This window comes from Bradyrhizobium sp. SZCCHNS2022, from assembly GCF_032377575.1.
GTDB lineage: Bacteria > Pseudomonadota > Alphaproteobacteria > Rhizobiales > Xanthobacteraceae > Bradyrhizobium > Bradyrhizobium aeschynomenes.
On record NZ_JAUHHZ010000001.1, the window covers coordinates 6,952,796 to 6,978,227 of the forward strand.

The 25,432-nt window shown below is 62.1% G+C and carries 18 protein-coding genes and 1 pseudogene; 9 read left to right on the plus strand and 10 right to left on the minus strand.

The annotated features are described in order from the left end of the window. The first annotated feature begins 66 nt into the window (after positions 1-66). Entirely contained in the window at positions 67-1,332 is a 1,266-nt protein-coding gene (locus QXZ94_RS31110) for an MFS transporter (RefSeq protein ID WP_315724861.1), read from the plus strand. Positions 1,333-1,434: 102 nt separating this feature from the next. Continuing rightward, positions 1,435-2,808: a cytochrome P450 gene (locus QXZ94_RS31115; RefSeq protein ID WP_315724863.1), complete on the plus strand. Its 1,374-nt coding sequence runs from the start codon at positions 1,435-1,437 to the stop codon at positions 2,806-2,808. Between the two features lie 278 nt (positions 2,809-3,086). Here the strand turns inward: QXZ94_RS31115 and QXZ94_RS31120 are convergent, their stop codons facing one another. After that, positions 3,087-3,869: a thioesterase family protein gene (locus QXZ94_RS31120; protein ID WP_315724865.1), complete on the minus strand. Its 783-nt coding sequence runs from the start codon at positions 3,867-3,869 to the stop codon at positions 3,087-3,089. A 286-nt stretch (positions 3,870-4,155) separates the two neighbouring features. Further along, positions 4,156-5,115, minus strand: a complete 960-nt coding sequence (locus QXZ94_RS31125) for a hypothetical protein (RefSeq protein ID WP_315724868.1) — start codon at positions 5,113-5,115, stop codon at positions 4,156-4,158. 728 nt (positions 5,116-5,843) lie between these two features. Here QXZ94_RS31125 and QXZ94_RS31130 point away from each other — a divergent pair. From QXZ94_RS31130 to QXZ94_RS31150, 5 genes are all read left to right on the plus strand, one after another. Next, complete coding sequence (locus QXZ94_RS31130) at positions 5,844-6,086, plus strand: hypothetical protein (RefSeq protein ID WP_315724870.1); 243 nt, start codon at positions 5,844-5,846, stop codon at positions 6,084-6,086. A 1,003-nt stretch (positions 6,087-7,089) separates the two neighbouring features. Continuing rightward, complete coding sequence (locus QXZ94_RS31135; RefSeq protein WP_315724872.1) at positions 7,090-10,101, plus strand: type I restriction endonuclease subunit R; 3,012 nt, start codon at positions 7,090-7,092, stop codon at positions 10,099-10,101. Continuing rightward, positions 10,091-11,281, plus strand: a complete 1,191-nt coding sequence (locus QXZ94_RS31140) for a restriction endonuclease subunit S (protein WP_315724874.1) — start codon at positions 10,091-10,093, stop codon at positions 11,279-11,281. The genes QXZ94_RS31135 and QXZ94_RS31140 overlap by 11 nt, the downstream gene beginning before the upstream one ends. Before the next feature lie 3 nt (positions 11,282-11,284). Further along, positions 11,285-12,400 carry an AAA family ATPase gene (locus QXZ94_RS31145; RefSeq protein ID WP_315724876.1) on the plus strand — a complete coding sequence of 372 codons (1,116 nt, stop codon included), beginning with the start codon at positions 11,285-11,287 and terminating at the stop codon, positions 12,398-12,400. 6 nt (positions 12,401-12,406) lie between these two features. Continuing rightward, positions 12,407-14,041, plus strand: coding sequence for a type I restriction-modification system subunit M (locus QXZ94_RS31150; RefSeq protein WP_315724878.1), 1,635 nt, complete (start codon positions 12,407-12,409; stop codon positions 14,039-14,041). 17 nt (positions 14,042-14,058) lie between these two features. Here QXZ94_RS31150 and QXZ94_RS31155 read toward each other — a convergent pair. The 6 genes and pseudogenes from QXZ94_RS31155 to QXZ94_RS31180 form a co-directional block, all read right to left on the minus strand. Beyond that, a pseudogene (locus QXZ94_RS31155) lies at positions 14,059-14,464 on the minus strand (cytochrome P450); the annotation flags it as partial. 66 nt (positions 14,465-14,530) lie between these two features. Beyond that, entirely contained in the window at positions 14,531-15,010 is a 480-nt protein-coding gene (locus QXZ94_RS31160; RefSeq protein WP_315724880.1) for a hypothetical protein, read from the minus strand. Further along, the gene (locus QXZ94_RS31165; protein ID WP_315724883.1) at positions 15,010-16,914 is read right to left on the minus strand and encodes a YadA family autotransporter adhesin; all 1,905 of its coding nucleotides are present in this window, start codon (positions 16,912-16,914) and stop codon (positions 15,010-15,012) included. Before QXZ94_RS31165 ends, QXZ94_RS31160 begins: the two co-directional genes overlap by 1 nt. A gap of 427 nt (positions 16,915-17,341) precedes the next feature. After that, positions 17,342-18,535, minus strand: a complete 1,194-nt coding sequence (locus QXZ94_RS31170; protein ID WP_315724885.1) for a cytochrome P450 — start codon at positions 18,533-18,535, stop codon at positions 17,342-17,344. Between the two features lie 229 nt (positions 18,536-18,764). Further along, positions 18,765-19,064: a hypothetical protein gene (locus QXZ94_RS31175; protein ID WP_315724887.1), complete on the minus strand. Its 300-nt coding sequence runs from the start codon at positions 19,062-19,064 to the stop codon at positions 18,765-18,767. A 338-nt stretch (positions 19,065-19,402) separates the two neighbouring features. Further along, positions 19,403-19,927: a ParB N-terminal domain-containing protein gene (locus QXZ94_RS31180; protein ID WP_315724889.1), complete on the minus strand. Its 525-nt coding sequence runs from the start codon at positions 19,925-19,927 to the stop codon at positions 19,403-19,405. A 330-nt stretch (positions 19,928-20,257) separates the two neighbouring features. Between QXZ94_RS31180 and QXZ94_RS31185 the strand changes: the two genes are divergently transcribed. Together QXZ94_RS31185 and QXZ94_RS31190 are read left to right on the plus strand one after the other, a co-directional pair. Further along, entirely contained in the window at positions 20,258-21,229 is a 972-nt protein-coding gene (locus QXZ94_RS31185; protein WP_315724891.1) for a catalase family peroxidase, read from the plus strand. A 787-nt stretch (positions 21,230-22,016) separates the two neighbouring features. Next, positions 22,017-23,615 carry an outer membrane protein gene (locus QXZ94_RS31190; RefSeq protein WP_315724894.1) on the plus strand — a complete coding sequence of 533 codons (1,599 nt, stop codon included), beginning with the start codon at positions 22,017-22,019 and terminating at the stop codon, positions 23,613-23,615. 80 nt (positions 23,616-23,695) lie between these two features. Here the strand turns inward: QXZ94_RS31190 and QXZ94_RS31195 are convergent, their stop codons facing one another. Both QXZ94_RS31195 and QXZ94_RS31200 read right to left on the minus strand, forming a co-directional pair. Then, positions 23,696-24,406 carry an aspartate/glutamate racemase family protein gene (locus tag QXZ94_RS31195; protein WP_315724896.1) on the minus strand — a complete coding sequence of 237 codons (711 nt, stop codon included), beginning with the start codon at positions 24,404-24,406 and terminating at the stop codon, positions 23,696-23,698. 23 nt (positions 24,407-24,429) lie between these two features. Then, positions 24,430-25,395, minus strand: a complete 966-nt coding sequence (locus tag QXZ94_RS31200) for a LysR family transcriptional regulator (protein ID WP_172115272.1) — start codon at positions 25,393-25,395, stop codon at positions 24,430-24,432. Positions 25,396-25,432: the final 37 nt, after the last annotated feature.

The window sequence follows — 25,432 nt, forward strand, 5'->3', positions numbered from 1 at the left end:
GATCGACGTTTGCCGTGATCAGCCTTGAGTCAGGCATCGTCCCAAAGCCCTTGGGAGGGGGCTGCCATGGCGGGGACTAAAGCGACGCGCCAGGCGTCCATCAGTCAGATTGCCATATTTATGGCGATCGTCGTGGCGACCGTAGGTCAGACCTTCGTCTTTTCGGTCCTGCCTCCGATAGGGAGAAAGATCGGTATAGCGGATGTTCTCATCGCCTTGATCAGCGCGGGCTCCGCGCTGTTCTACACAATTGGTGCGCCCGTCCTGGGAGGCCTAACCGAACGTCTCGGCCGAAAGCCCTTCATTCTGGCCGGTCTGATTAGCGGCGTCGTAGCTAACGGTCTGTTCGGTCTCGTCGTTCAGCTCAGCTTTGACGGGTCAATCGCGACCAATACAACATATGCAGGTCTTGTATTTCTCAGACTTGCGCTGAGCGTATCTTGGGCTGGGATGTTTCCCGCAGCTCAGGCCCTTATAGCGGATACGACGCAGCCCGAGAGACGAACGGCCGCGTTCGCGTTGATCGGGGCAGCATTCAGTCTTGGGATGATATGTGGGCCGGCCATCGGGGCTGCTCTCTCGGTGTTCGGATTGGTCGCGCCATTTTACTGCGCGGCTGCGCTGCATCTTGTCCCGCTCGCGTTGACCTTGGTTGGCGTCTCAGAAACAGCACCAAACCGTTCTAGCACGCCAGGACGACGGTACGAGCCACCGCGGAATGGCGTAAGCGCTCGGCCGATACGCACCTTCCTCGTGATTGCCGTGTTCTACGCTTCGTGCTCGTCGCTCGTGCAGCAACTCATGGGATTTCGGTTGCAGGACGTATTCTTTCTGACTGAGGAGCAGACCGCGAGGTGGACAGGGGTGTTGTTAGTGGTGATGGCGAGCGCGATGCTGTCCGCCCAGTTCATAACCCGAGCGTGGATGAAGCGCACCCGAAAGGCAATCGAGGCGACGTTGTGGATGTTAGTCGCTGGAGGCGCCGTTGGAGCGCTGGCGGTAACAGTTCTGGCGACTTGGCCAGCTTCGTCGCTTTGGCTGCAGTCTGCCGCAATGGCGGCGTTAGGCCTGGGGCTTGGCCTGCTCATTCCAAGCGTTGGCGCTGCCATCAGCTTGATCGCTGGTGAAGGTGCCCAAGGGCGCGCAGCCGGCCTCTTCAGCTCGGCACAGGGCATTGGGTTTGTGATCGGTCCAGCGTTGGGTACGGTGATGTATGAATGGAGCCACACTGGCCCGTTCTGGATGGCATCTGCGCTTCTTGTAACGATCTCGGCAATCGCTTGGAGAACCGTCATGAATGCGCCCAATGTCGAGATGAGGCCGGTGTCGTGAAGTCGTCGAGCGATGTCGGTGCCGTCTGGCATTACTAAGGTGCGAGCGGGTTGACGTTGGGGTTGCATGCTCTTCCGTGAGTATGAGTCTCAGGAGACCTCTATGGTTACTCTGAATCCATCGGCATCCGGCCGTGCCGCCTTCAACAGGCCGATACTGGCGTCCCCGCTGTCGCTGATCAGGTTCATCAGGACAATTCAAGACAACGCGATCGCTCCGTACGATCAGGAGGCACTTGAGCAAGACTTGATCGAACGGAAGGTCTTGTGGTGGCGGTCGTTCCTTGTCAATGACCCCGCTGCGATAAAGCATGTCCTGTTAGACAATGCCCGCAACTATACAAAGGACGAGATTGCACGCAGGATTCTTGAGCCGGGCCTTGGACGTGGTCTGTTGACGAGCGAAGGTGAAACGTGGCGTAGAGATCGACATATAATGGCGTCGTCCTTTGATCGGCGCAGCATGCCCTCCTATGCTCCGGTCATGATTCACGCCGCTGAGTCGCTGATGGCGAAGTGGGAAGCGATACCAGAGGGTGGCTGCGTCGACGTTCATGAAGAAATGAAGGCGGTAACGCTGAAGATCATATGCCTGTCCATGTTCTCAACGGACTCGAGTGAGATCATGGACCTGGCGGACGAAGGTATAGCTCGCTATCAGCAGGCGGCTCGTCCTAGTCTGCTTGACTTGCTCGGAGCGCCCCGGTCGCTCACTGCAGCACGAAGAAGCAGGAGGCACCTCCTGGTTCTCTATGAAGCAATCGACAAACTGATCGCGAGGCGGATAGGAGGAGGTGACGTACGTCCGGACGATCTGCTTACACGAATGATTGAAGCGCGTGATTTGCAGACAGGCGCGGGCCTGAGCCCGCGGGAGCTACGAAATCAAGTTGTGACGATCTTCATGGCGGGACACGAGACAACGGCTCTTGCGCTTACATGGGCTTGGTATCTCCTCTCCCAGAATCGCGAACAAGAGGAAGAGCTGCACTCTGAGCTGCAGTCAGCACTCGGCGGGCGAGCGCCGACTTTCGATGATATCGTCAATTTGCGCTATACGCGGATGGTCATAGATGAGAGCATGAGGCTGTTCCCGCCGGCCCATACGCTCTCCCGAATGGCTTTGGGTGTTGACGTCTTGATGGGCCGTGAAGTGCCTGCAGGATCGACAATTTTCATCGTTCCTTGGTTGCTGCATCGACGTCCTTCAGTTTGGAGCGATCCTGAACGTTTCGATCCCGGTCGTTTCTCTCCAGAGAGATCCTCCCAACGTCATCGTTTCTCGTACATCCCGTTCGGAGCCGGACCGAGAATCTGCATTGGTATGGCTTTTGCGTTGACGGAAGCGGTGCTGTTGTTATCAGCGATCGCCCAACGCTATCGTATGCGTCTTGATCCAAGGCAGGTGGTTGAACCGCAGGGACTTATTACATTGCGCCCTCGGTACGGCATGAGGATGCAGCTGTTGCGAAGGTGAGCTAACGTTCACGGAACGATCGCGATTAGGTTTCGCGCACGACATGCGTTGATGGTTAACCAGGTTACAATGCGGCGGGGAGCTGATACATGTAATCGTCAGGTCACCATGGGCTCTGGCGGCGTGGGGCCAAGCACCCTTTGTGCACCGAGTGTCAGACCTGGTTGGGGCGAGGAAGCGACAGCCGGCCACTGAACGTAGGTAACGGGTGTACGGCCGAGTGTCTTTGAGGAGAACGTGGAGCCGTTTGCAAGACGTGTGCCTTGTCCCGAGCGGCTTCAGAGTTGTCGCGGTTCGATGAGGCAAGTTTGGGTCGCGCGGCCGAAATAGCCACGGGCGTCCGCCAATCGAGACGACGCGATCGCCGTACCGTGCTCTCCCAGCCAGGCTTCGGCATTCAGTAAGATCCAGTCATCCGCGGGTGGCCGAGTCAGGAAGATTGACAGGTCAGAGTTCGCGTAGCTCCACGAATTGAAGTCAACGATGGCCGATGGACCGCTGGTGAAATCAGCCGCGATAGCCGCGCGCACCACTGGTGAGATCTGCTCACCTTCGATAAAGGAGCGAATTATTCGGAGCCATACCGCGCCATATCCCGGTCTGCGCTCAATCTCTCTTGCGAAGCGCATTGAGACGCCGCTGAAGAAAGGATTGGGATTTTCGTTGATCTCTGGGTCGTCATACGCCATGTCGGGGCCGGACACGTTTAGTGGGATGTTCGACTGGTTGGCTGGAAAGCCGAGGTCTGCCGATCGCATTCTGAGAACACGTGCGCGGACGAGTTCAACTCCGTCCGATATCAGGCGGATCGTCACCATGTGCGCCTTGCGTCCTGCGCGGTCCACGTCCGTCTTGATCTCCATTGCCCGAATAGGAGCGGGCCGTAGGAATTCGATTGTGATGCGGACAATGTGCATCGGAGGTGAGACCTGGATCTGCTCGGCCGCCCATGTAACCAGGCCCGCGAGAGCAGCTCCGTGCTGAACAGAAGGGCTCCAGGGGCCTCCAGCATAGCTCGTCGGGATGGCGATGTTACGAGTGACTTGATAGACTGCTGTCATTACTGACTCACCAGCTTCGCCACAAAGGGGCGTGGGGCTGCCTTCCAGGATCGGTTGAACTTGCGCGAGAATCCGGATTTTTCGGATCGAACTCTAAGGTTACGCAAACATAACGAGGTTGTTGCAGTCGCGCGACTCTGTCTTCCTAGAAAGAGGCCATATTGCGATCGGTGATCGATCTGGATCGACGTAAGCGTCGGTTGGGTGCTGTTAGACCTCAAACTGCTAGCTTCTCGCGCTGCAAGGAGCCGCTCCGTGCAGCGCATTTGGTGGAGGCGCTCTAGGCTCATTGCGGGGACGCGCCTCCGAATTCTAGCGTCGCGGCGAGCAATCCGACGTTCATACCGACGATAAAGAGGTAGCCAAGGGTCGCCGTGCGAGAGGTCTGTGACGTGGGCGAAAGGAGCCACAGAAGAGCTCCAAATGACCCACATAGGACGGAGGCATACAAGGCAAACCAGATCGGAAGGAGAGCGATCCGCCATGTGATGATCTGGCTAGCGAAGGATATGGCCAGGATACCGACAAGATATCGACGCGTGATCTGCCACGGCAGTCCGTACGAACTCCAGTCCGGACGCGTGATGTGGCGGGAGTACTTCCAAAACTCGTAGCCGGCCCAAAATATGGTGGTTATGGTGAGCTGTGCCGCGACGGTCAGCGAAATGGCGGACGAATGTCTCCACGCATAGTACACGTAAAGAAACATGAGGAATGGTGCACCTTCGTAGAAGAGCGCAAGTCCCACCCATCGATAGAGAGCGGCAGGTCCGGGGGCCGTATCGGTGCTCATCTTGCTCTTAAAGCCCAGGTCTCCGACAAGCATTGCGCCGAGAGCGCATAGAGCAACGATAAGAGCTTCACTATCAAAATTGAGGATTATGATGCTTGCTGATGTTAGCGTCAGCCCGCCCCAAAGGGACAGGCGTCGTTTGCCGACGGCGTTCGGCGCCACACGAGGCGCCGATCCTGTAGAATCGATTTGAAGATCAGCAAGGTCGTCGATCAAGCCAAGCAGAACAAAAAGCAGATAGAAGCTCGTCAGCGCGGGAAGTAGGGAAATCAGGCGCGAATGGTAGCTCGATGCATGGTCGAAAACGAAGACCAGTGTCGCGAACGTAGCGGTAAGAGACCCCAGCGCCCGTAAGCCGAATTTGTAGAACACGTACCGCTTGAGCAGACTGGCTGAGTTCACAACATCTACGCTGATTTTGCGTAGCTGGGCAATCGCTGCAATGTCGCTCATTGAACGTCACCGGTTTGATGCGCACCGAGATGCCGAGGGCAAGTGGCCGTTCAAAGTGCGAACGATAGCTGCCGTTGCAATAAAACCGAGGGTTGTTTGCAGGACTACAGCATTCTCATCGCAACCTTGTCAAGTGAACGGTAACTTAATCCGGGCAGAATACAGAAGGATGTCACTCGCGATCCGGTTCGTCTGGCTAAGGACGTTACAAGAATCTCTGGCTGCCGTGGAACGTCATGATGACGTGGCAGTCTGCTGCCAACGTAGAACAGTGGACCCCAGATGCGATTGATGACGCGCTGCGTCCGCAGGGGCCGGCGGCGGTTGGAGGTGCGCAGCATCCATAGAGGCCCCGCCGGTGCGCGCCAAGGCGCAAGTACTTCGAATCGGCCGGTGCGCCGGCCTTAATGGAAGAGCCACGCCGGCCACCAGCTGATGCCAAACCCGTTCGCGATCAATGTGGCCGACGCGTGCGCGCCTTCGCAAACGTGCTTGGGCTTCGGTGCGACGCGAACGAGCCCTTTGCCGCGCCGGTCGGCGAGCGCCAGGTCAGGATCTGGCCGCTCGCGGGATTGTGGAAGCCGACGGGGTCATGCGTGGACAGCTTGTAGGAAGCCGACGGCGTGCCACGTGCGTCCAAATAGGCGGGCGAGGCGCAAGCCATCCACGCGCACGCGTCCGCCGTCGCGCGCGGCTTCGCCTAGAGCGGATTGGACGCGGGCGAGGCTTTGCTCAATCTGCTGCGCTACCGCGTTCATGCGCAATATGAGGACGGCTTCGACGCCACGCCTTGCTCCGGCAGAGAAGCCTTGAACGAACGCTATCGACCGGCATTCCGGCGTCTCGCGGCTGGCAAGCCGCTCCTGCGGATCTCTTCCGGGCCGGCCCTGGCGAGCCTGGTCGGCGCGCAAGGCGAACGCTGGGACGAAGTGGCGATCGATGAATACGGCGATTTCGCCACCTTCCGCTAGATCGTCGACACCGAGATCTACCGGCGCGAAGCCGCCCCGCGTCGCCACGCGGTGCTTACGGATTTCCGGTTGCTAGCGCTCGTCAAGGCCATGTGAGCGCATCAAGGAGTCGCCGGGCCAGTTTGGGTCATGCTTCCAAATCCCTTTGCAGAACAGTGAAGCCGTTTTGCCCCAAAAAAATCCCTAACGCTCTGATCTGGATGGCTTTCCCGGCTTCCCTAGGGAGCGCCATTCCCGGCGCTCAACCCTCAATCTCTGACCCTCGCGACGCGGCTCCTCAGCCTCGCGGCGCGTTTCCGCGTCCGAGCTTTGCTCTCAGGCACACGCCCTTCCAAGAGAAGGGCGCAGGGAAGGCCGGGTGCAGGCCGCACCCATGGCCCGCCTGCAGAAAGAAAAGCAGGCGGCAGTCACCACAGGATTGGCCGAACAACCGGCCTTCCCTGCGCGATGGGTCTTACGGCTGCTCCGTGCTCTCCCAGGGGACCGGGCTTGCTTGCCCCCGTCATCGGGATGTCGCCGACCAAGACACCAGCGTCGGGGTGTCGGGACCACACGGCTTGACCGTCCGTCCGAGGTTCGTTCGTCCGCACGCGAAACGCGCACTGCGACCCCAGCCGGCCACCGCATCTCCCGCTCCACGGTCCGTGACGATCGCGAAACGCCCCTTCAGTGAGCGGAAGACGGCGGGGAGGATCGATCTGATTTGCCCGACGACACAAGGCCGGAGTTGCCCGACGGAATGCGACAAACTGGCACGACGGGCAGTTTGGGGCGTGGGCAATCATAAAATAAAGAATCGATCGTTCCTTCAGGCAATTGACTGACATGGTGATCGCGCACAATCGTTTGATATTGACCATGCTAGGTCCGTTGGCTGATTTTGAGCAAAAATTGATTCGGATTGATGCTGGAGAGGCATGCGAGTGGGCAAAGCCAAGGGCGCGCGGCTGTTGATGGAGCGCACTTGGCGCATCAAGCAGCCAACGGTTAATGAGTTTTCCCAATGACGATGATCGCAGCCGAACGCCAGCTGGAAGAAGCGCTTGTCGCAAAGCTGCGCGACCTCAAATATGAGTATCGCCCGGATATTCGCGACCGTTCCACCCTTGAGAAGAACTTCCGTGAGAAGTTCGAAGCGCTCAATAGTGTTCGCCTCACCGACGCCGAGTTTGCGCGCCTTATCGACGAGATCGTCACGCCGGATGTCTTCACCGCCGCCCGAACACTTCGCGAGCGAAACAGCTTCATTCGCGATGACGGCACGCCGCTAAACTACACCCTCGTGAACATCAAAGACTGGTGTAAGAACACATTCGAGGTCGTCAATCAGCTCCGCATCAATACAGACAATAGCCATCATCGCTACGACGTCATACTTCTGATCAACGGCGTCCCAGTCGTTCAAATCGAGCTAAAAACGCTCGGGATCAGTCCCCGGCGGGCGATGGAGCAGATTGTCGACTACAAGAACGATCCCGGCAACGGCTACACCAAGACGCTTCTCTGCTTCCTCCAGATCTTCATCGTAAGCAACCGCGACCGAACCTACTACTTCGCAAACAATAACGCTCGGCATTTCGCCTTCAATGCCGAAGAACGCTTTCTGCCCGTCTATGAATTCGCTGACGTCGACAACAAAAAAATCACGCACCTCGACGCCTTTGCCGAGACATTCCTCGTCAAATGCACACTTGGCCAGATGATCAGCCGCTACATGGTGAGTGTCGCCGGTGAGCAAAAGCTCCTGATGATGCGGCCGTATCAAATCTATGCGGTGAAGGCCATTGTAGACTGCATCAACCAGAATTGCGGCAACGGCTATATCTGGCATACCACAGGCAGCGGCAAGACACTCACCTCCTTCAAGGCCTCAACCCTCCTCAAGGACAATCCCGACATTGAGAAATGCCTCTTTGTCGTGGACCGCAAGGACCTCGACCGGCAGACTCGCGAGGAGTTCAACAAATTCCAAGAGGGGTGCGTCGAGGAAAACACCAATACCGCCTCCCTCGTGCGCCGTCTCCTCTCAGACGACTACGCCGACAAGGTCATCGTCTGCACCATTCAGAAACTCGGCCTCGCGCTGGACGAAAACAGCAGGCGCAACAAGCAGCAAAGAAAGGACGGCAGACAGACCTTCAAGGAGCAGCTTGAGCCGCTTCGCGACAAGCGCATCGTCTTCATCTTCGATGAGTGCCATCGCTCCCAGTTCGGCGAGAATCATAAAGCCATCAAGGAATTCTTCCCCAAGGCCCAGCTGTTCGGCTTCACCGGTACGCCGATATTTGAACAAAATGCCAGCCGCGTGAAGGTCGAGGATCAACAGGCCTCGTTTCAGACGACCAGCGAGCTCTTCCAGAAGCAGCTCCACGCGTACACGATCACGCACGCCATCGAGGACGCAAATGTTCTCCGATTCCATGTCGATTTCTTTAAGCCGGAGGGCAAGAAGCTGCCCAAGCCAGGCGAGCCGCTCGCGAAAAAGGCTGTTATCGAGGCCGTCCTCGCCAAGCACGACGCCGCGACCGGTGGGCGCAGATTCAATGCCCTGCTCGCCACCGCGTCCATCAATGACGCCATTGAATACCACAGCCTGTTCACCGAGCTGCAGGCAGAAAAACAAAATGCCGATCCTAATTTCCTGCCGCTGAATATCGCTTGCGTCTTCTCTCCTCCCGCCGAGGGCGATCCCGATGTGAAGCAGATTCAGGAAGACCTACCGCAGGAACAGGAGGACAATGCTGTCGAGCCGGAGAAGAAGAAGGAAGCCCTCAAGGGCATCCTCGCCGACTACAACACCCGTTACGGCACCAATCACAGCATCGGCGAGTTTGACCTCTACTATCAGGACGTGCAAAAGCGCATCAAAGACCAGCAGTGGCCCAATGCCGACTTCCCTCACGCGCAAAAAATCGACATTACCATCGTCGTGGACATGCTGCTCACGGGCTTCGATTCCAAATACCTGAACACGCTCTATGTGGACAAGAACCTCAAGCACCACGGCTTGATCCAGGCCTTCTCGCGCACGAACCGCGTGCTAAACGGCACCAAGCCCTACGGCAACGTTCTCGATTTCCGCCAGCAGCAGGAAGCCGTCGATGCCGCCATCGCCCTGTTCTCTGGAGGAAAGACCGGCGACAAAGCCCGCGAAATCTGGTTGGTGGACAAAGCCCCCGTTGTCATCCAGAAACTGGAAAGCGCTGTGCAGAAGCTGGAGCACTTCATGAAGTCCCAGGGGCTCGACTGCGCGCCCAAGGCCGTTCCCAATCTCAAGGGCGACGCCGCCCGTGCCGGCTTCGTCGACCGGTTCAAGGAAGTGCAGCGCCTCAAAACTCAGCTCGACCAATACACCGATCTCACCGAGGAGAACGCCGCCGCCGTTGAAAAGATACTGCCAAAGGAAAGCCTGCAGGGGTTCCGCGGTGCCTATCTGGAAACCGCGCAGCGGCTTAAGGCCCAGCAGGGCAAGGGCACGGACAAACCTAGTCAGGAGGTAGACCAGCTCGATTTCGAGTTCGTCCTCTTTGCATCCGCCATCATCGACTACGACTACATTATGGGCCTCATCGCCCGGTTCTCCCAGCAGGCACCGGGCAAGCAGAAGATGAGCCGCGAGCAACTCGTCGGCCTCATCCAGTCCGACGCCAAGTTCATGGACGAGCGCCAGGACATCGCCGCCTACATCGGCACGCTAAAGGCGGGCGAAGGCCTCAGCGAAAAAGCCATCCGCAACGGCTACACCCGCTTCAAAGCTCAAAAGGAAGCGGCGGAATTGGCCGGTATCGCCAGCAAGCACGGCCTACCCACCGCCGCCCTGCAAGCCTTCGTGGACGGCATCCTGCAACGCATGATCTTCGATGGCGAGGAGCTCACCGACCTGATGGAGCCGCTTGGCCTGAATTGGAAAGCCCGCCGCGTGAAGGAACTGGACCTGATGACCGACCTCCTACCCCTACTCACCAAACGTGCGGGGGGGCGCGACATCTCTGGACTGAGTGCGTATGAGCAATAAGGCGAAAACCACGGCCATGACAAACGACCCCAAACCCGCGTTGACGCCCAAGCTGCGCTTCCCGGAGTTTCGAGATGCAGAGGGGTGGGACGCGGACCAACTCGGAGAAGTGGCGGATTTTGTGAGCGAGAAAATCCCCCTCGGGCAAATCACATTAGCGAGCTACGTCAGCACTGAAAACATTCTCGCAGACTTCGGTGGAGTCACCTGCGCTTCGAAGCTTCCAACTACGGGCTCGGTCACTCGATACAGACCCAATGACACCTTGGTCTCCAACATTAGGCCCTACTTGAAGAAGGTCTGGGTCGCAGACAAAGAAGGCGGCGCATCGAACGATGTGATTGTCATCAGGGCGAAGCAGCCATTGCTAAAGCAATACTTATCTTGTCTGTTGAAGAATGATGCTTTCATCAACTATGTGATGACCGGGGCAAAGGGTGTGAAGATGCCGCGGGGCGATGTTGGCTCGATGAAGGAGTATCCAACATTCTACCCATCCAAGCCCGAACAACAAAAGATCGCCGACTGCGTCACCTCCGTTGACGAGTTGATTGTCGTCCAGACGGGAAAATTGGACGTGCTTAAGGCCCACAAGGATGGGCTGATGCAGCAGCTTTTCCCGCGCGAAGGCGAAACCAACCCCCGTATACGCTTCCCCGAATTTCAAGGGAGTTGGAGTGGCGGTCAGCTCGAATCTCTTTGTGTCAGCATTTCATCTGGCAACGATCAGCGAAAAGCGGACGGTGAGTTCGACTTATATGGTTCGACCGGTGTTATCGGTAAGACGGCACGGGCCAGTTACCATGTGCCGCACATTCTTGTTGCGAGAGTCGGCGCCAATGCTGGCCATTTGACCAGAGCGGCGGGCCAATTTGGCGTTACCGACAACACGTTGGTCATCAGCCTTAAATCATCAGTAAATATGGATTTTGTCTATTATTATTTGGAGAACAAAAACATCAACAAATTAATCTTTGGTTCAGGGCAGCCATTGATAACCGGGACAATTTTGAAGAATTTGCAGGTGTTCCTTCCCAGTTCACTTGAACAGCGACGCGTTGCCGGCTGCCTCGCCGCCCTCGACGACCTCATCGCCGTGCAGACCCAAAAGGTCGAAGTCCTCAAGGCCCACAAGAAGGGGTTGATGCAGGAGTTGTTTCCTTCGATGGAGGACGCCTGAGCTATGCCCGATGCGTCCTTCCCCGATCTGCTCTCGCTGGCGCAGCACCTCCGGACCGAGTTGCAGGCGAAGAAGTCCGTCCTGATTTACGCGTATAACGGCACGGGCAAGACGCGACTTTCGACCGAGTTCAAGAACCTCGGCAAAGTGGTGAGCGCCGAAGGCGAGACGACAGAGCAGGATACGCTCTACTTCAACGCCTTCACCGAAGACCTGTTTTCCTGGGACAACGATCTCGCAAACGACCGCGAGCGAGTGTTGAAGATCAACAGCGACTCGCGCTTCTTCGCCGGGTTGGGCGAGCTGGAAATGGACAACCGTATCCGCCCGCTGCTCAATCGTTATGCCGATTTCGACTTCAAGATCGATACGATTGCGTGGGAAGTCAGTTTTTCGCGCAATGTCGAAGCAGCTGGCGCGACGACAACGGTGGACGACATCAAGGTTTCCCGTGGCGAAGAGAATATCTTCATCTGGTGCTTTTTCCTGGCGATCGTGCAACTCGTTCTCGATGGCGCCGAGGCGTACAAGTGGGTGAAATACGTCTACATCGACGACCCGATCTCGTCGCTCGACGAAAACAACGCGGTGATGGTCGCACATCACCTGGCGCAGATGCTGAAGGACGCGCCTGACCGGTTGCGGGTGGTCGTGTCGTCGCACCATGTGCTGTTCTTCAACGTCCTGTGCAACGAGATGAAGAAACCTCGTAAGTACTTCCTGACCCGCCAAAGCCAGGCCGGCGGCCACGCGTTTGCGGTCCGTGAGACCGACAGCACACCGTTCCTGTATCACTTGGCTTCGCTCGTTGAATTGCATGAAGCACAGAAAGCCGGAGCGCTCTACACGCACCACTTCAACATGCTGCGCCGGGTGATGGAGCAAACTGCCTGCTTCTTCGGGTATGCCAAATGGGACGAATGCATCAAACCCGAAGCCGACGACCCGAACCAGACAGTCTACAAGCGGGTGATCGACCTGATGAGCCACGGCGACTACTCGTTGTACGAACCGCGCGAGATGATGCCGGAGAACAAGGATCACTTGCGCAGGGTGCTGAAGCAGTTCGTCTCGCTCCACCCGTTCAATCAGGCTCTATTCCCAGAGGATACGAAATAACACACTATGAACGACCTCAACCAAAAGCAGCTCGGTAAGACTCTCTGGAATATCGCCGATCAATTGCGCGGCGCAATGAACGCGGACGATTTCCGTGACTACATGCTGTCCTTCCTCTTTTTGCGCTATCTTTCGGACAATTATGAAATGGCGGCGAAGAAGGAGTTAGGAAAGGATTATCCCGATTATCCTATTGACGTGCTGCTAAAAACTGGGGCAGGTACGCCTCTGCAAGCTTGGTATCAGGAAAATCCGAACGACGTCGCGGAATTTGAAAAACAGATGCGCCGGAAGGTGCACTACGTCATCCAGCCGCAGCATCTCTGGAATAACATCGCCAATCTGGCCCGCACCCAGAGCGATGACTTACTTATGACGCTGCAGGACGGGTTCAAGTATATCGAAACCGAATCGTTCCAGAGCGCATTTCTTGGCCTGTTCTCTGAGATTAACCTGTACTCGGAAAAATTGGGAAGAACTCAGGCCGATAAGAACAGGAAGCTCTGTTCAATCATAGCAGAAATCGCCAAAGGGCTGGCGGAATTCTCCGCCGACGTTGATGCCCTGGGCGATGCCTACGAATATCTCATCGGTCAGTTTGCGGCCGGCTCTGGCAAGAAGGCGGGCGAGTTCTACACCCCGCAGCAAATTTCCGACATTCTCTCCGCGATCGTGACGCTCGACAGCCAAGAGCCCAGGATGGGCAAGAAAGACCGCCTTGCCAGTGTGCTGGACTTCGCCTGCGGTTCCGGCTCTCTGCTGCTCAACGTGCGCAAGCGAATGGGGCCGCACGGCATCGGCAAGATCTACGGGCAGGAAAAGAACATCACCACCTATAACCTCGCCCGCATGAACATGCTGCTGCACGGGGTGAAGGACACCGAATTCGAAATCTACCACGGCGACACGCTGGACAACGACTGGGACATTCTGCGCGAGCCGAATCCTGCCAAGAAACCCACGTTCGACGCCATCGTCGCCAATCCGCCCTTCAGCTACCGATGGGATCCGACCGAAGCAATGGGCGACGACGTACGGTTCACGAATTATGGACTGGCTCCCAAATCTGCAGCTGATTTCGCCTTCTTGCTGCACGGCTTTCACTTCTTGAAAGATGAAGGCGTGATGGCGATCATCCTGCCCCATGGCGTGCTCTTCCGTGGCGGCGCCGAAGAGCGCATCCGTATCAAGCTGCTCAAGGACGGCCACATCGACACCGTGATCGGACTCCCCGCCAACTTGTTCTATTCCACCGGTATCCCGGTCTGCATTCTCGTGCTTAAGAAGTGTAAGAAGCCCGACGATGTGCTCTTCATCAACGCTGCCGATCACTTCGTGAAAGGCAAGCGCCAGAATCAACTTACAGACGAACACATCGCCAAGATTATCGACACCTACCAGTTCCGCACGGAAGAGGATCGCTACTCTAAGCGCGTCGGCATGGAGTTGATCGCCAAGGAAGGCTACAACCTCAATATCTCCCGCTACATCAGCACTGCCGAAACGGAAAACGAGATCGATCTGTCGGCCACGCATAAAGAGTTGGTTGAGATCGAGAAGCAGATTCGAGAGTCAACGGCGAAGCACAATGCGTTTCTGAAGGACCTTGGGCTTCCGCTATTGCCGGTGTCGGAAGAGTAGCCATCCACTCGCGCCGCCTACTGCACCCTCACCACCAACCCCAACGGCCCCCGAAACCCAAACCCATGCCACCGCACGCTGGCCGCATCCACCAGCTCCATCCGCGGAAACCGCTCGAACAGCATCGGCAGCAGGATCGCGCCGACGGTGCGGCGGGAGAGGTGGGCGCCGGCGCAGTGGTGGGGGCCGTTGCCGAAGGCCTGGTGGGGGTTGGGGTCGCGCAGCGCGTTGGTGTGCTCGCCGTCGGTGAACAGCTCCTCGTCGCGGTTGCCGAAGGCCGATGGTCATCACGGTGTCGCCCTTCGGGATCAGGCAGCCGCGGATCTCGGTGTCCTCCATCACCAGGCGTGAGCTCGCCTGGATCGGTGTCACCCGGCGCACGCGGTCCTCGAAGGCGGAGCGCCATTTGTCCGGCACCTTGACGGGTGACGGTGCGCGAAACCTGCGAGCCGCGGGCGAGGACAGTCTCCAGATCAATCCCCGATGCCTCTATCTCCTTTGCGCCGGCGCTCCACTCACGGAGGAAACGGGAGGCCCGGAGCGGCCCGGCATGCACGATATGTTGCCGACGGTGTTGGGGCCGTACTGGACGAAGCCGGTCGCCGTGGTCGGCGAATGCGGCGCCGAGATCGGCAGATAGACGTAGCACACGGTGCCATCGACGGGATCACGCAGCCGCTGGATCACGGTGTCCTGCAGCGGGCCGGAGAACTGCCGTTCGAGAATCATTTTCGGCAGGTTGGTCCATTGCAGCGATGGCTGGAATTGCGGTGCGGCCGGTTGCGGTGGTTGGGCAGGGACCTGCGCCTGCATGGGAGCCGGCTGTTGCTGGGCGGTTGCGGGCTGCGGCAGGGCGGCGATGACCAGCGGACCTGCCGCGGCTCGCATCAACCAGCGGCACAAGGCCGCCAGCGTGGTGCGGGACCGAGGGCGCTCCCGGTCGCGGCGGTCGGTCGGCCGCGTCGGCATCAGAACTCCACCGCCACGCCGCCGCGGCCGACATGCTCGTTGCCGCCGCCATTGGAATAGCTGCCATAAATCAGTGTGGGAATGCCGAGGTTCAGCCGATGCGACACGCCGATGCTGACGCCGGTCTCGCCACGGTAGTAGCCGGTCCCGACGGCGACCGACGTCTTGCCCGGCGCCGACGGCATCAGCACCGGTGCCACCGCGACGGCGGCGACGATGCCGCGCCGCGCCTCGCGGCGCGTGTCGGTGATCTCGTTCTGCAGGCCCGCCGCGACCGACTGCAGCTGCCCGACGTTGACGGCGTCGGTCTGGCTGATGCCGGCGGCGACATTGGTCAGCCGACGCTCGTTTCCAGCAGAGCCGAACGACACCGTGTTGGCGACCGTGTTGGTCGATCCCGATCCGATGGCGACGGCATTCGCTGCCGTGGCGGACGCATTCGGACCGATGGCGGTGGCCAGCGAGCCGGTCGCCACGGCGCCGTCGCCATAGGCTGCGCCGCCATTGGCCGCCGAGGCGGCAGCGCCGACCGCGACCGAGCCGGTGGCCACGGCGCCGGTGCCGATCGCGATGGCATTGACGCCGGTCGACGCCGCGTCGAGCCCGACCGCGATCGATCCCGATTGCGTCGCCTGGGCGTTGCCACCGATCGCGATTGCATCGGCGCCCGAGGCCGTTGCTGCCGCAGCCGTGCTGTTGATCTTGGTGTAGCGTCCGGCCTGCGAGATGCCGCTGATGGTCGCGCTGAGCGCGGCAATGTCGGTGGTGTTGGTGGCGACCTGGCCGGACAGCGACGCGATCTGCTGGTTGGTGGCATAGAGCTGGCTGCCGTTGACCGCGTCGGTGCTGGTTGCATTCAGCGCGCCGGCGGCGACGCCGGTGACGGTGCGATTGCCGGAGCTGCCGGCGACGCTCACCGTCGTGCCGTCCGTCGCGCCACCGACGCTGATGATCCGGGTCGCGGCGTTCTGCTGCACCAGGCCGATCGCGCCGCTGTTGAGCTGGGTCTGCAGGTTGGCGATGCTGGCCGCGTTGGCGGTCAGCGCGCTGTCGACCGCGCCCAGCGCGCCCCCGACATTGTCGTAGGCGACGCTCTGGATGATGTAGCTCGGCATCGTCAACTGCCCGTTGGCGTCCACCCCGGCGTTGCCGCCGAAGGCCGCGGCGACGCGCTGGTTCGCCGTCATCAATTGGCCGCCGTTGATCGCGTCGGTGCTGTTGGCGGCGATCGTGCCTGCGGCGAGGTTGACGATCCTGCGCTCGCTGCCGACGCTTCCGACCGACACGGTGTCGGCGATATCCGCCACGGAGTTCGCGCCGAGCGCAACCGAATTGGTGGCGATCGCGACGGAGTAGGAGCCGATCGCCGTGCTTTCGTTCACGGTCGCCCTGGCGCCGATGCCGAGCGCCGTGCTGTATTCGCCGTCCGCCCTGGTGCCCGCGCCGAGCGCCGTGCTCGCCAGGGCGATCGCCCTGCTGGCCTGCCCGATCGCCGTGCTCGTGTTGCCGCTCGCCGTGCTGTGGTCTCCGATCGCCGTGCTTCCGTCATCTGTGGCCGCGCTGGCGACGCCGTTGGCCGTGCTCTGGAGGCCGCTCGCAACGCTGGAAAAGCCGGTGGCCGTGCTGGCGTAGCCGCTCGCCGTGCTGCTGTTGCCGGTCGCCGTGCTGTAGTCGCCGCTCGCCGTGCTGCCGATGCCAGTGGCCGTGCTGCTGAGGCCGGTCGCCGTTTGTGCCTGAGCAGGCGCCGTCAACAGCGCGGCGATCGCAATGGCGGCGCAGCATGCAAAGCCCGCTTGCGGGTGGACGCTCCATGCTGCAAGCCGCAAAGCGAGCGGTCTGCCGGCCGGCAGGCGACGACACCGCCGCCGCAATCGGCGCGCATCGGCCGCACGATCGTCCAACATGATACGAACCTGGATCATACGAACCTGAACCTCCATCCGGATCAGCCGGGACATGCGTCGCCAAATGATGCGCCGGAAAGGCAGCAGCGCGCCGGTTCGTCCCTTGCACCCGGAGGCTCGTGCTCAACTCAGTGCACGGAGAACGTCAGATAGCCTAACGTACGGTGTTACCCGTGACTGTGACTTCAAGGTAACTTTCAGACACAAATATCGTAAGGTTGTAAATCTATTCATTGCAACCTCATTCCTGCGCCCAACGACGCGTCGCGCGTCATGGTGCTGTCCATCGGAGGTCAAGGCGCTGGCCAAGCAGACGGCGAAAGCGACGGGCGAGACCGCGGCCCCGGTTGCGATGGCCTGGCACGCGAGGAGCGTGCAGGAGGGGGCGATCTCAGGGGATGCAGCTTGCGCGCTCGTCCCGATCCTACTACAGCCGCACCGGCAAATTGAGCGGCCCCCGAAACCCGAACCCGTGCCACCGCACGCTCGCCGCATCCACCAGCTCCATCCGTGCAAACCGCTCGAACAGCATCGGCAGCAGGATGGCGCCGACGGTGCGGCGGGAGAGGTGGGCGCCGGCGCAGTGGTGGGGGCCGTTGCCGAAGGCCTGATGGGGGTTGGGGTCGCGCAGCGCGTTGTAGCGCTCGCCGTCGGTGAACAGGTCCTCGTCGCGGTTGGCGGAGGCCTGGATGGTCATCACGGTGTCGCCCTTCGGGATCAGGCAGCCGCGGATCTCGGTGTCCTCCATCACCAGGCGTGAGCTCGCCTGGATCGGCGCCACCCAGCGCACGCCTTCCTCGAAGGCGGAGCGCCATTTGTCCTGCGCGCGCACGGCCTCCAGCTGGTCCGGGTTGGTCAGCAGGCCGTAGAGGATCGTCAGCAGCGCGTCGCGCGGCTCGTTGATGCCGCCGCCGATCGCGATCTTGATGTTGGCGATGATCTGGCTGTCGGGGATGGGGTTCTTGGCGTTGACCATGAAGGACAGCGCGGAGGAATCCGGCGCGGCCTTCACGCGCGCCATGTTGGCGCGGATGCAGCGGTCCATCTCGGCATTGGCAACGTCGGTCGCGTCGAACGGGCCGGGCGTCCAGCCGAAATTGCCGGCGCCGTCGATCAGCGCCTGCGACCAGCGCTGCATGTCGTCGTCGCTGGCGTCGGGAATGCCCATGACATGTGCGAGGATGCGCGCGGCCAAGGGGCCGGCGAGCGCGGGGAACAAATCGACGACCTCGCCACGCGGCAGCCGGTCGAGATAGTCCGAGGCGAGCTTGGCGTAGAGCGGCTCCCAGACGGCTTCGATCGTCTTCGGCATCAAGGCCGGCATCATCGCCATGCGCTCGGCGCGGTGCTCGTCGTGATCCTTGCGCATCAGGGTATGCGCGAGGAAGGCGCGCTTCATCGGCGTGTTCGGATCGTCGGACGAGAACAGCGCCGCATTGTCCTTCACATATTTGGTGTCGGCCGCCTTGGTGAGGAACGTCCGGCCCACCGACTTGACCCGCAGCACCGGCGCCTCGCGCCGCAGCCGCTGATAGATCGGGTAGGGATCGCGCGCGAGCTCCGCGATGGTGATGGTCTCGTCCAGGGGAGCCAGAGTTGGAGCCACGGTCGCGGTCGGCATGGGGCGCTCCTGTCGGGATGCGGGCCAGCGCGTATCTCATGTGAGGATAGTGGCGGCGGCGCGACCGTGCAATCCTGGCCGGACGCGCGCCGCAGCGGTCGGCCGGCTTGCCGGAGCCGTCGGCCGCGTCGCGGCGGAGCGGCCTGAGCCGGGGCGCCCGGCGTTTCGTCGCGCACGCGCCTCCGCAGAGGCGCATGCGTGACGGAGCCGTCGACGGACTCGCGCGGGCCTACGGGCAGAACCAGGCCGGGCCGATCTGCATGCAGCCGCGGCGGTGATGGTCGTGCGGGCGGTAGCGGTAGCGATGCCAGCCGGACGGCGGGCCATGACGCCGCTCGTAGCCGCGATGATGGTGGCGGCGCTGCTCGTGCTGCCAGCGGCCGTCGCGGTCGCGGTGATCGCGCTGCGCAAGGCGCATCGGCGACGCCGCCGTTTCGCTTTGCGTGGTGGCGGCGGCCATGGGCGCTGCGGAGGCTCCGACGGTGCCGACGAGAAGAATGGCGGACAGGGCCGCGATGGTTGCTCGCATGGGGAACTCCAGTTCGTTGTCGGGGAAGAGGTGAGGCGGTCGCCGGGGAGGCGCGCAGGGATTCGGCGCCGTGGCAGCGAGGCGCTGTCGTTCCGGCTTCCGCGTCGTGTGGGAGGGCAACGGTTGGGCACAGCGGCCGTTCCCGGCGGGGCGAGCCGCGCAGGCGCGTCAAACTGTCCTGCTCGAACAGGCTTGCCAAACGTCTTGCGCCGGCTCGGCGGAGCGATGATGGTGACGTTGAGGAAACGGCGGGCGCGGCGGCGGATCACGCTGCGCTGATCCGCCCTACGGGCTGTCGCTCGGATGAAGCTTCGGTGGGGCGCTCGCGGGCTTGATCGTCAGTAGCGGCCGCCGCTGCGTTCCTGCTGCTTGATCCAATCCGACAAGGTCTGCTTGGGGGCTGCTCCCGCGGCGGGGCGCTGTGGCTTTGCCGCGCCGGAGCGGCCGCCTCCGCCGGTCGACCCCGCATGCGGACGCATCGCTGCATGGGCACCGGGGCTGCCGCGCGAGGCCGCGGCCAGCTTGTCCGCCTCCTCCTTCTCCAGCCGCAGCTTGCGCAGCCGCTCCATCTTCTCGCGTTCCGGATCGGGCGGCGGCGGCGGCAGCTCGCGCTGGCGGGCCTCCTCGGCCGAGATCAGCAGCGCCTTGACGGCGGCTTCGCCGAGCGCCTTGCAGGCTTCGAGGCGGTGCAGGCCTTCGACCAGGACAAAATGGTCCTTGTCGCGGCGGACGAGGATCGGCTCGCGCTGGCCGGACTCCAGGATGCTCTCGGCCAGCGCGTCGACCACGTCCTGCTTGAGCGCTTTGCGCTTCTTGTCGGGAACGTGGATCTTGTCGATGGGGAAGCTTTCCGGGGCGGACACTGGCGATACTCCGTCTTGCGTGCGCGGGCGTGATGCGGCGGTCGGACAGTTGCGATCGCCGATACGGAGGCGGGCACGCGAGGATACAATAGGGACATTCCGCCGCGCATCGCAAGCCGCCTCGCGGCGGTGTGTTGGGCGCCGCTTTCTCGTCCGCACTCCGTCATTCCGGGCTCGCGCTGCGCGCGCTCCGGAATGACGACGTGCTATGTGGCGGGCTCGGAGTTCCCAAGTTGGCGGCGATCGGGCGATTGTCGATCACCCGCCGAAAGTCGCTCTGAGATCATGCGACACTGCTATGTTGCATCGCCTCATACAGGAGATGTCGCGATGAAGATACGCATGCTGGTTGCCGCGCTGGCCTTCGCTTTGCCTCACGTGACCTACGCCCAGGACGCGCCGGTCGAGGAGCAGCTCGTCAATGCCATGAACAAGGTGTTCGGCGTCCACGCCGGCTTTCGCGCCAATCACGCCAAGGGCGTGGTGGTCGAAGGCAAGTTCAAGCCGTCCACCGAGGCGGCGGGCCTGAGCAAGGCGGTGCTGTTCAGCGGCGGCGAGATCCCGGTGACGGTGCGGTTCTCGAATTCCACCGGCGTGCCGAACCTGCCGGACGGGTCCGACGACGCCAATCCGCACGGCATGGCGGTGAAGTTTCATCTCCCCGGCGGCAGCGACATGGACATCGTGATCAACTCGCTGAAGTTCTTTCCGGTGGCGACCGCGGAGGAGCTGCGCGATCTGTTCCTGGCGATCGCCGACAGCGGGCCGGGCGCGGCCAAGCCGACCAGGCTCGATCAGTTCGTGGCCGGCCACCCGTCCGTGCCGGCGGCGCTCGGCACCATCGCGACGCCCGAGAGCCTGGCCAGCGAGGCCTATTTCGGCGTCAACGCCTTCGTGCTCGTCAACAAGGCCGGCGAGAAACAGGCGGTGCGCTGGCAGATGCTGCCGGAGAAGGTCGTGCATCTCGACAAGGCCGAGGCCGCCAAGCGCGCGCCGGACTTCCTGATGGCCGAGCTGCCGGCGCGGCTGAAGCAGGGGCCGGTCGTGTTCCGCTTCAAGGCGCAGCTGGCGGCCGAAGGCGATTCCACGAAGGATCCGTCGAAGCCGTGGCCGGATGACCGCAAGCTGGTCGAGCTCGGCACGCTCACGATCGACAAGGCGGTCGCCGACAGCGACGCGGCACAGAAGACGCTGTTGTTCCTGCCGGGCCAGCTCACCGACGGCATCGAAACGTCGGACGATTCGATGATCGACATCCGCAACGGCGCCTACGCCATCTCGTTCTCGCGGCGCAATCCCTGAGCCTCATGCGGTGCGCCTGGCCAGCCGCGACCTCCGCGGCCGCCCATCGCGCACCGCGCTCCGGCGCCCATGCGGCGTCAGCCGGATTGTCGACGTCACCATGCCTTCATTGCTGATGAGTTGCCGCTGCGGCGGCTGCTTGTCGCCGCATTCGCGCTGATTGCGGCAAGGCGCGCCGTGTTTTCTCCCGATCGATGGCGCCGCATGTGTGGGAGCGCCGCGCCGATGCGCGGACGCGCTACGCCGGTCAACGGCCGTGACGGTGCGAGGCGCCATCGAAATGCGGCGGACGGCACGACGCATCGACACCACGAGGCGTGCAATCAACGCGTGCAACGAATCGCGCGGCACGCAAGGCGCTCGCGCGCGGCGTGAGCGCGATGTCGTCAAACCCCTTCTGGCAAGGCGCCGCACGACATCGCGCCGCGCATGTTCGTGCACGAACGTCGACGGCAACGGCATCGCGCGACGGCGGCGCCGCGCTCCCGCTTTGCGGCCTGCTTGTTTTCGCCAGAATCCTGCATCTTGCGTGCAACACTCAACAGTGAATTTTCATCGCGCTGGCGTCGCGATCTGCATTCCTTCCGAATGACATTTTTCAATTCAGTTCGCGACACATTCTGACCCTCCTGATGCGGCCGTCGTTTGTTGCGGCACGTGTTCAGGAGTTATGAGTTCGATGCGTCGCGTATTTGGCGTGTGTCTTTGTCTATCGACTTTCGCAGGAAGTACGTCATCGGTCTGGGCGACTGATCTCGCCCTGCCCCCACCGCTCCCGCCGCCCGACGTGTTCGCCTACAGGTGGAGTGGCTGCCATGCCGGCGCCAATGGCGGCATGGCGTGGTCGCGCCAGCAGCAGACCTGGAGCCAGGTCGCCAATGCCGGCGGGGCCGTGCAGCCGGTGGGCGCTGCGCCTGTCGGCAATGCGCCCGGCGCGAATCCGCCCGTTGCCAATCCGCCGGTCGTCAACCCGCCGCCGGTGGTCGCGAACCCCGTCCCGAAGCCGCCGCAGCCGAACAACCCCGGCGGGAACAATGGCGGCGGCAAGCCGCCGTACAAGCCCCCCTATAAGCCGCCGGTCTACGGCCATCACGGCGACAAGGGCTGGTGGCAGCCGGGCAAGTATCAGCACGACAACAACTACAAAGACCACAAATGGACCGAGCACGACCAGAAGCACGACAAGCCCGGCCATGATGATGGCTATCATTGGCCGAAGTTCGGGGCAAAGGATGGCTACAACAAGCACGCCGATCATGATTGGCCGTGGCAGACCAAGCCGGACAAGGACGACAAGTATAAAGACGACAAGCACGTCGCCGGCGGCTGGTCGCAGCTGCATTCGAACGGCTACTCGGACCGCTACGGCTGGCTGCGTCACGATGACGACGACAAGCACGGCGGCGGCTGGGGCAAGAAGGACAAGGACGGCGACCACGACAAGCAGGTCTTCGGCTGGTCGAAGCAGCCGTCGAAGGGCGAGTACGATCGTTATGCCTGGCTGAAGCCGGACAAGGACGACGACAAGAACCACAACGACAAGCACGGCGGCGACGGCTGGCAGAAGCAGACCGGCTACGACAAGCACGACAACGACGATTGGAAGAAGGACGGCTGGCAGAAGGACAAAGACAAGGACGACTGGAAGAAGCACGACGGCAAGCACGACCATCATGGCGGCTACAAGCCGCCGGTGAAGCCCGGCTGGCCGCCGAAAAATCCGCCGCCGAACAATGGCGGGGGCCAGCCGAACCCGCCGCCGCAGGGCAATAATGGCGGCGGCCAGCCGCAGAACCCGCCCGTCGTCGGTGGCGGCGGCGTGGCGCCGTTGCCCAACGTGGCGCTGCAGCTCCCGGCGGCGGTCTCCACCAACGGCAGCGATGCGATCGGCGGCATCCAGGTCGGCTGCGACTACCAGATCGACCGCCTCGTGCTGGGCGTCCAGGCGATGGCCGATCTCGGCATCATCAACGCGTCGTCCCCGCTCGGGCCGTCGCTGACGCTGGATACGCGGACGAGCAACCTCTACACCGCCACGCTGCGCGCGGGCTATCTGGTGACGCCGGAGATCCTGCTCTATGCGAGGGCCGGTGCGGCCTGGACGCGGACCCGCGTCGCGGTGGTCAACAATGCCACCGGCCAATCGGCGAGCGCGGCGTTCAACCGCACCGGATGGACGGTCGGCGCCGGCGTCGAGTGGATGTTCGCGCGCAACTGGTCGGCCTTCGCGGAATACGACTACGCCGATTTCGGCACCGCGACCGGCGTCGTGCCCGGCGCCGCCGCGATCACCGGCGGACCCAACGTCGTGAGCCAGAAGACCCAGATCCACACCGCGCTGGTCGGCATCAACTACCGCTTCGAGATGCTGTCACGCGGACGCTGAGACTCATCGTTCATCACGACAAGGCCGCCTGGTTCATCCAGGCGGCCTTCGTCGTCTTGTGGCGTCGTCTGCCCGCGAGGCTAGGCCACCCGGCGTTGCGGCATGGCGAGGCATGTTCGGACGCAGGCCCGCGCCAGCGTGTCGGTCGGGTCGAGCAGTCGCGGCTTCAACTCGCCCGTGACCGCGGCCAGCGCCAGCGGAATCTCGGTGCAGGCCATCGCCACCTGCGAGCAGCCGCCGGCCACCAGCGCCTGCGCCTCCCGGCTCAGGATCGTGGTCGCAGCGTCGACATCGCCGGCCTTCACGAGCCGAATGGCGCGCATCACCTCGGCCTGTCCACTGGCATCGGGCATCGCGCAGGAAAAGCCGCGCTTGGCGAGGCGGCGCTGATAGATGCCGGCGCGAACGGTGCCGTCGGTCGCCAGCACGCCGATCGTCGCGCCCTGCAGGCCGCGCTCGGCCAGGGCGTCGGCGAGCGCGTCGACGATGTGCAGGATCGGCACGGCGGTGCGCGCCTGCAATTCGCCGTGCCAATGATGCGCCGTGTTGCAGGGGATGGCGATGCAGGTCGCGCCGGAGCGCTCCAGCCGCTTCAGCGCGTCGAGCATCGCGGGGAGGGGATCGCAGCCTTGATCGAGGATCGCCGCGGTGCGGTCGGGCACGGACGTAGCCGAGCAGACCACCATCTCGATATGGTCCTGGTCGCAGGCCGCCGGCGTGTTCCGGATCACCTTGCCCATGAAATCAACCGTCGCCATCGGGCCCATACCGCCGAGAACGCCAAGCATCATCGTCTCATTTCCTCCCGTCCCGCTCATGATGCGGGATCGGCCTCGCCAGATCCAATGCCGAGACCGACAGCGCCATTCCAATTCGTCATAGTTTCGCCGGCGAGCTGCCGCGCGGCGCTCCAGACCCGCTCCACGATCGGGCGGGTGCGCCGGACGCTGCGATAGAGCCGGATGTCGAGCGGGATCTCCGGCCCGAGCAGGATCAGCGAGCCCTCGTCGAGATCCCGGGCGATCAGGCTGCGCGGCAGCCAGGCGAGGCCATGGCCTTCGAGTGCCATGAATCGGAGCGCGTCGGCCATCGCGTTCTCATTGGTATGCGCGACCTGCACCGGCGGCGCGCCGGCCTCGGCCTGGGCGAACTGGGCCTGTGCGAAGGTCGCGAGTCGTCCGAGGAACGAACTCGTGGCATAGCTCAGCAGCGGCAGCGGCGAGGTGTCGTCCTCGCCGCAGGCCAGCCGCGGACTGCGCGCCGCGACCAGGCTGTCGGTGCCGACCACGAGATGCGGATAGAGCTCCGGCTCCAGCGGGATCGGCACGTTGGGATGGTGGAAGGTGAGCAGGAAATCATAGCTGCCCTCGACGATGGCCTGCAGGCAGCTATGGAAATCGTCCGGCAGGAGCCGGCTGCCGACCTGTCCGACCTGCGCCTCGATGCTGCGAAACCAGCGCGGGAAGAAGCGCAGCGACAGCGTATGCAGCGCGGCCACCGAGACCATCTGCGTGGTCGGCCGCATGTTGGCCTGGAGCGACACGCGGCTGGCATGCAACATACGCACGGTCTCCTCGGCGGTCTCGAGAAACAGCCGGCCCTCCGCGGTCAGGGTCGTCGGGTAGCTGCTCCGGTCGATCAGCGACACGCCGAGCCAGAGCTCGAGCGCCTGGATGCGGCGGCTGAAGGCGGATTGCGTGACATGCCTCTCCTCGGCCGATCGCGAGAAGCTGCGGGTGCGCGCGAGGCTGAGAAAATCCTCGAGCCATTTCAATTCCATGATCCGACCTCGCATCCCCCCTGCGCCGGGGCGCGAT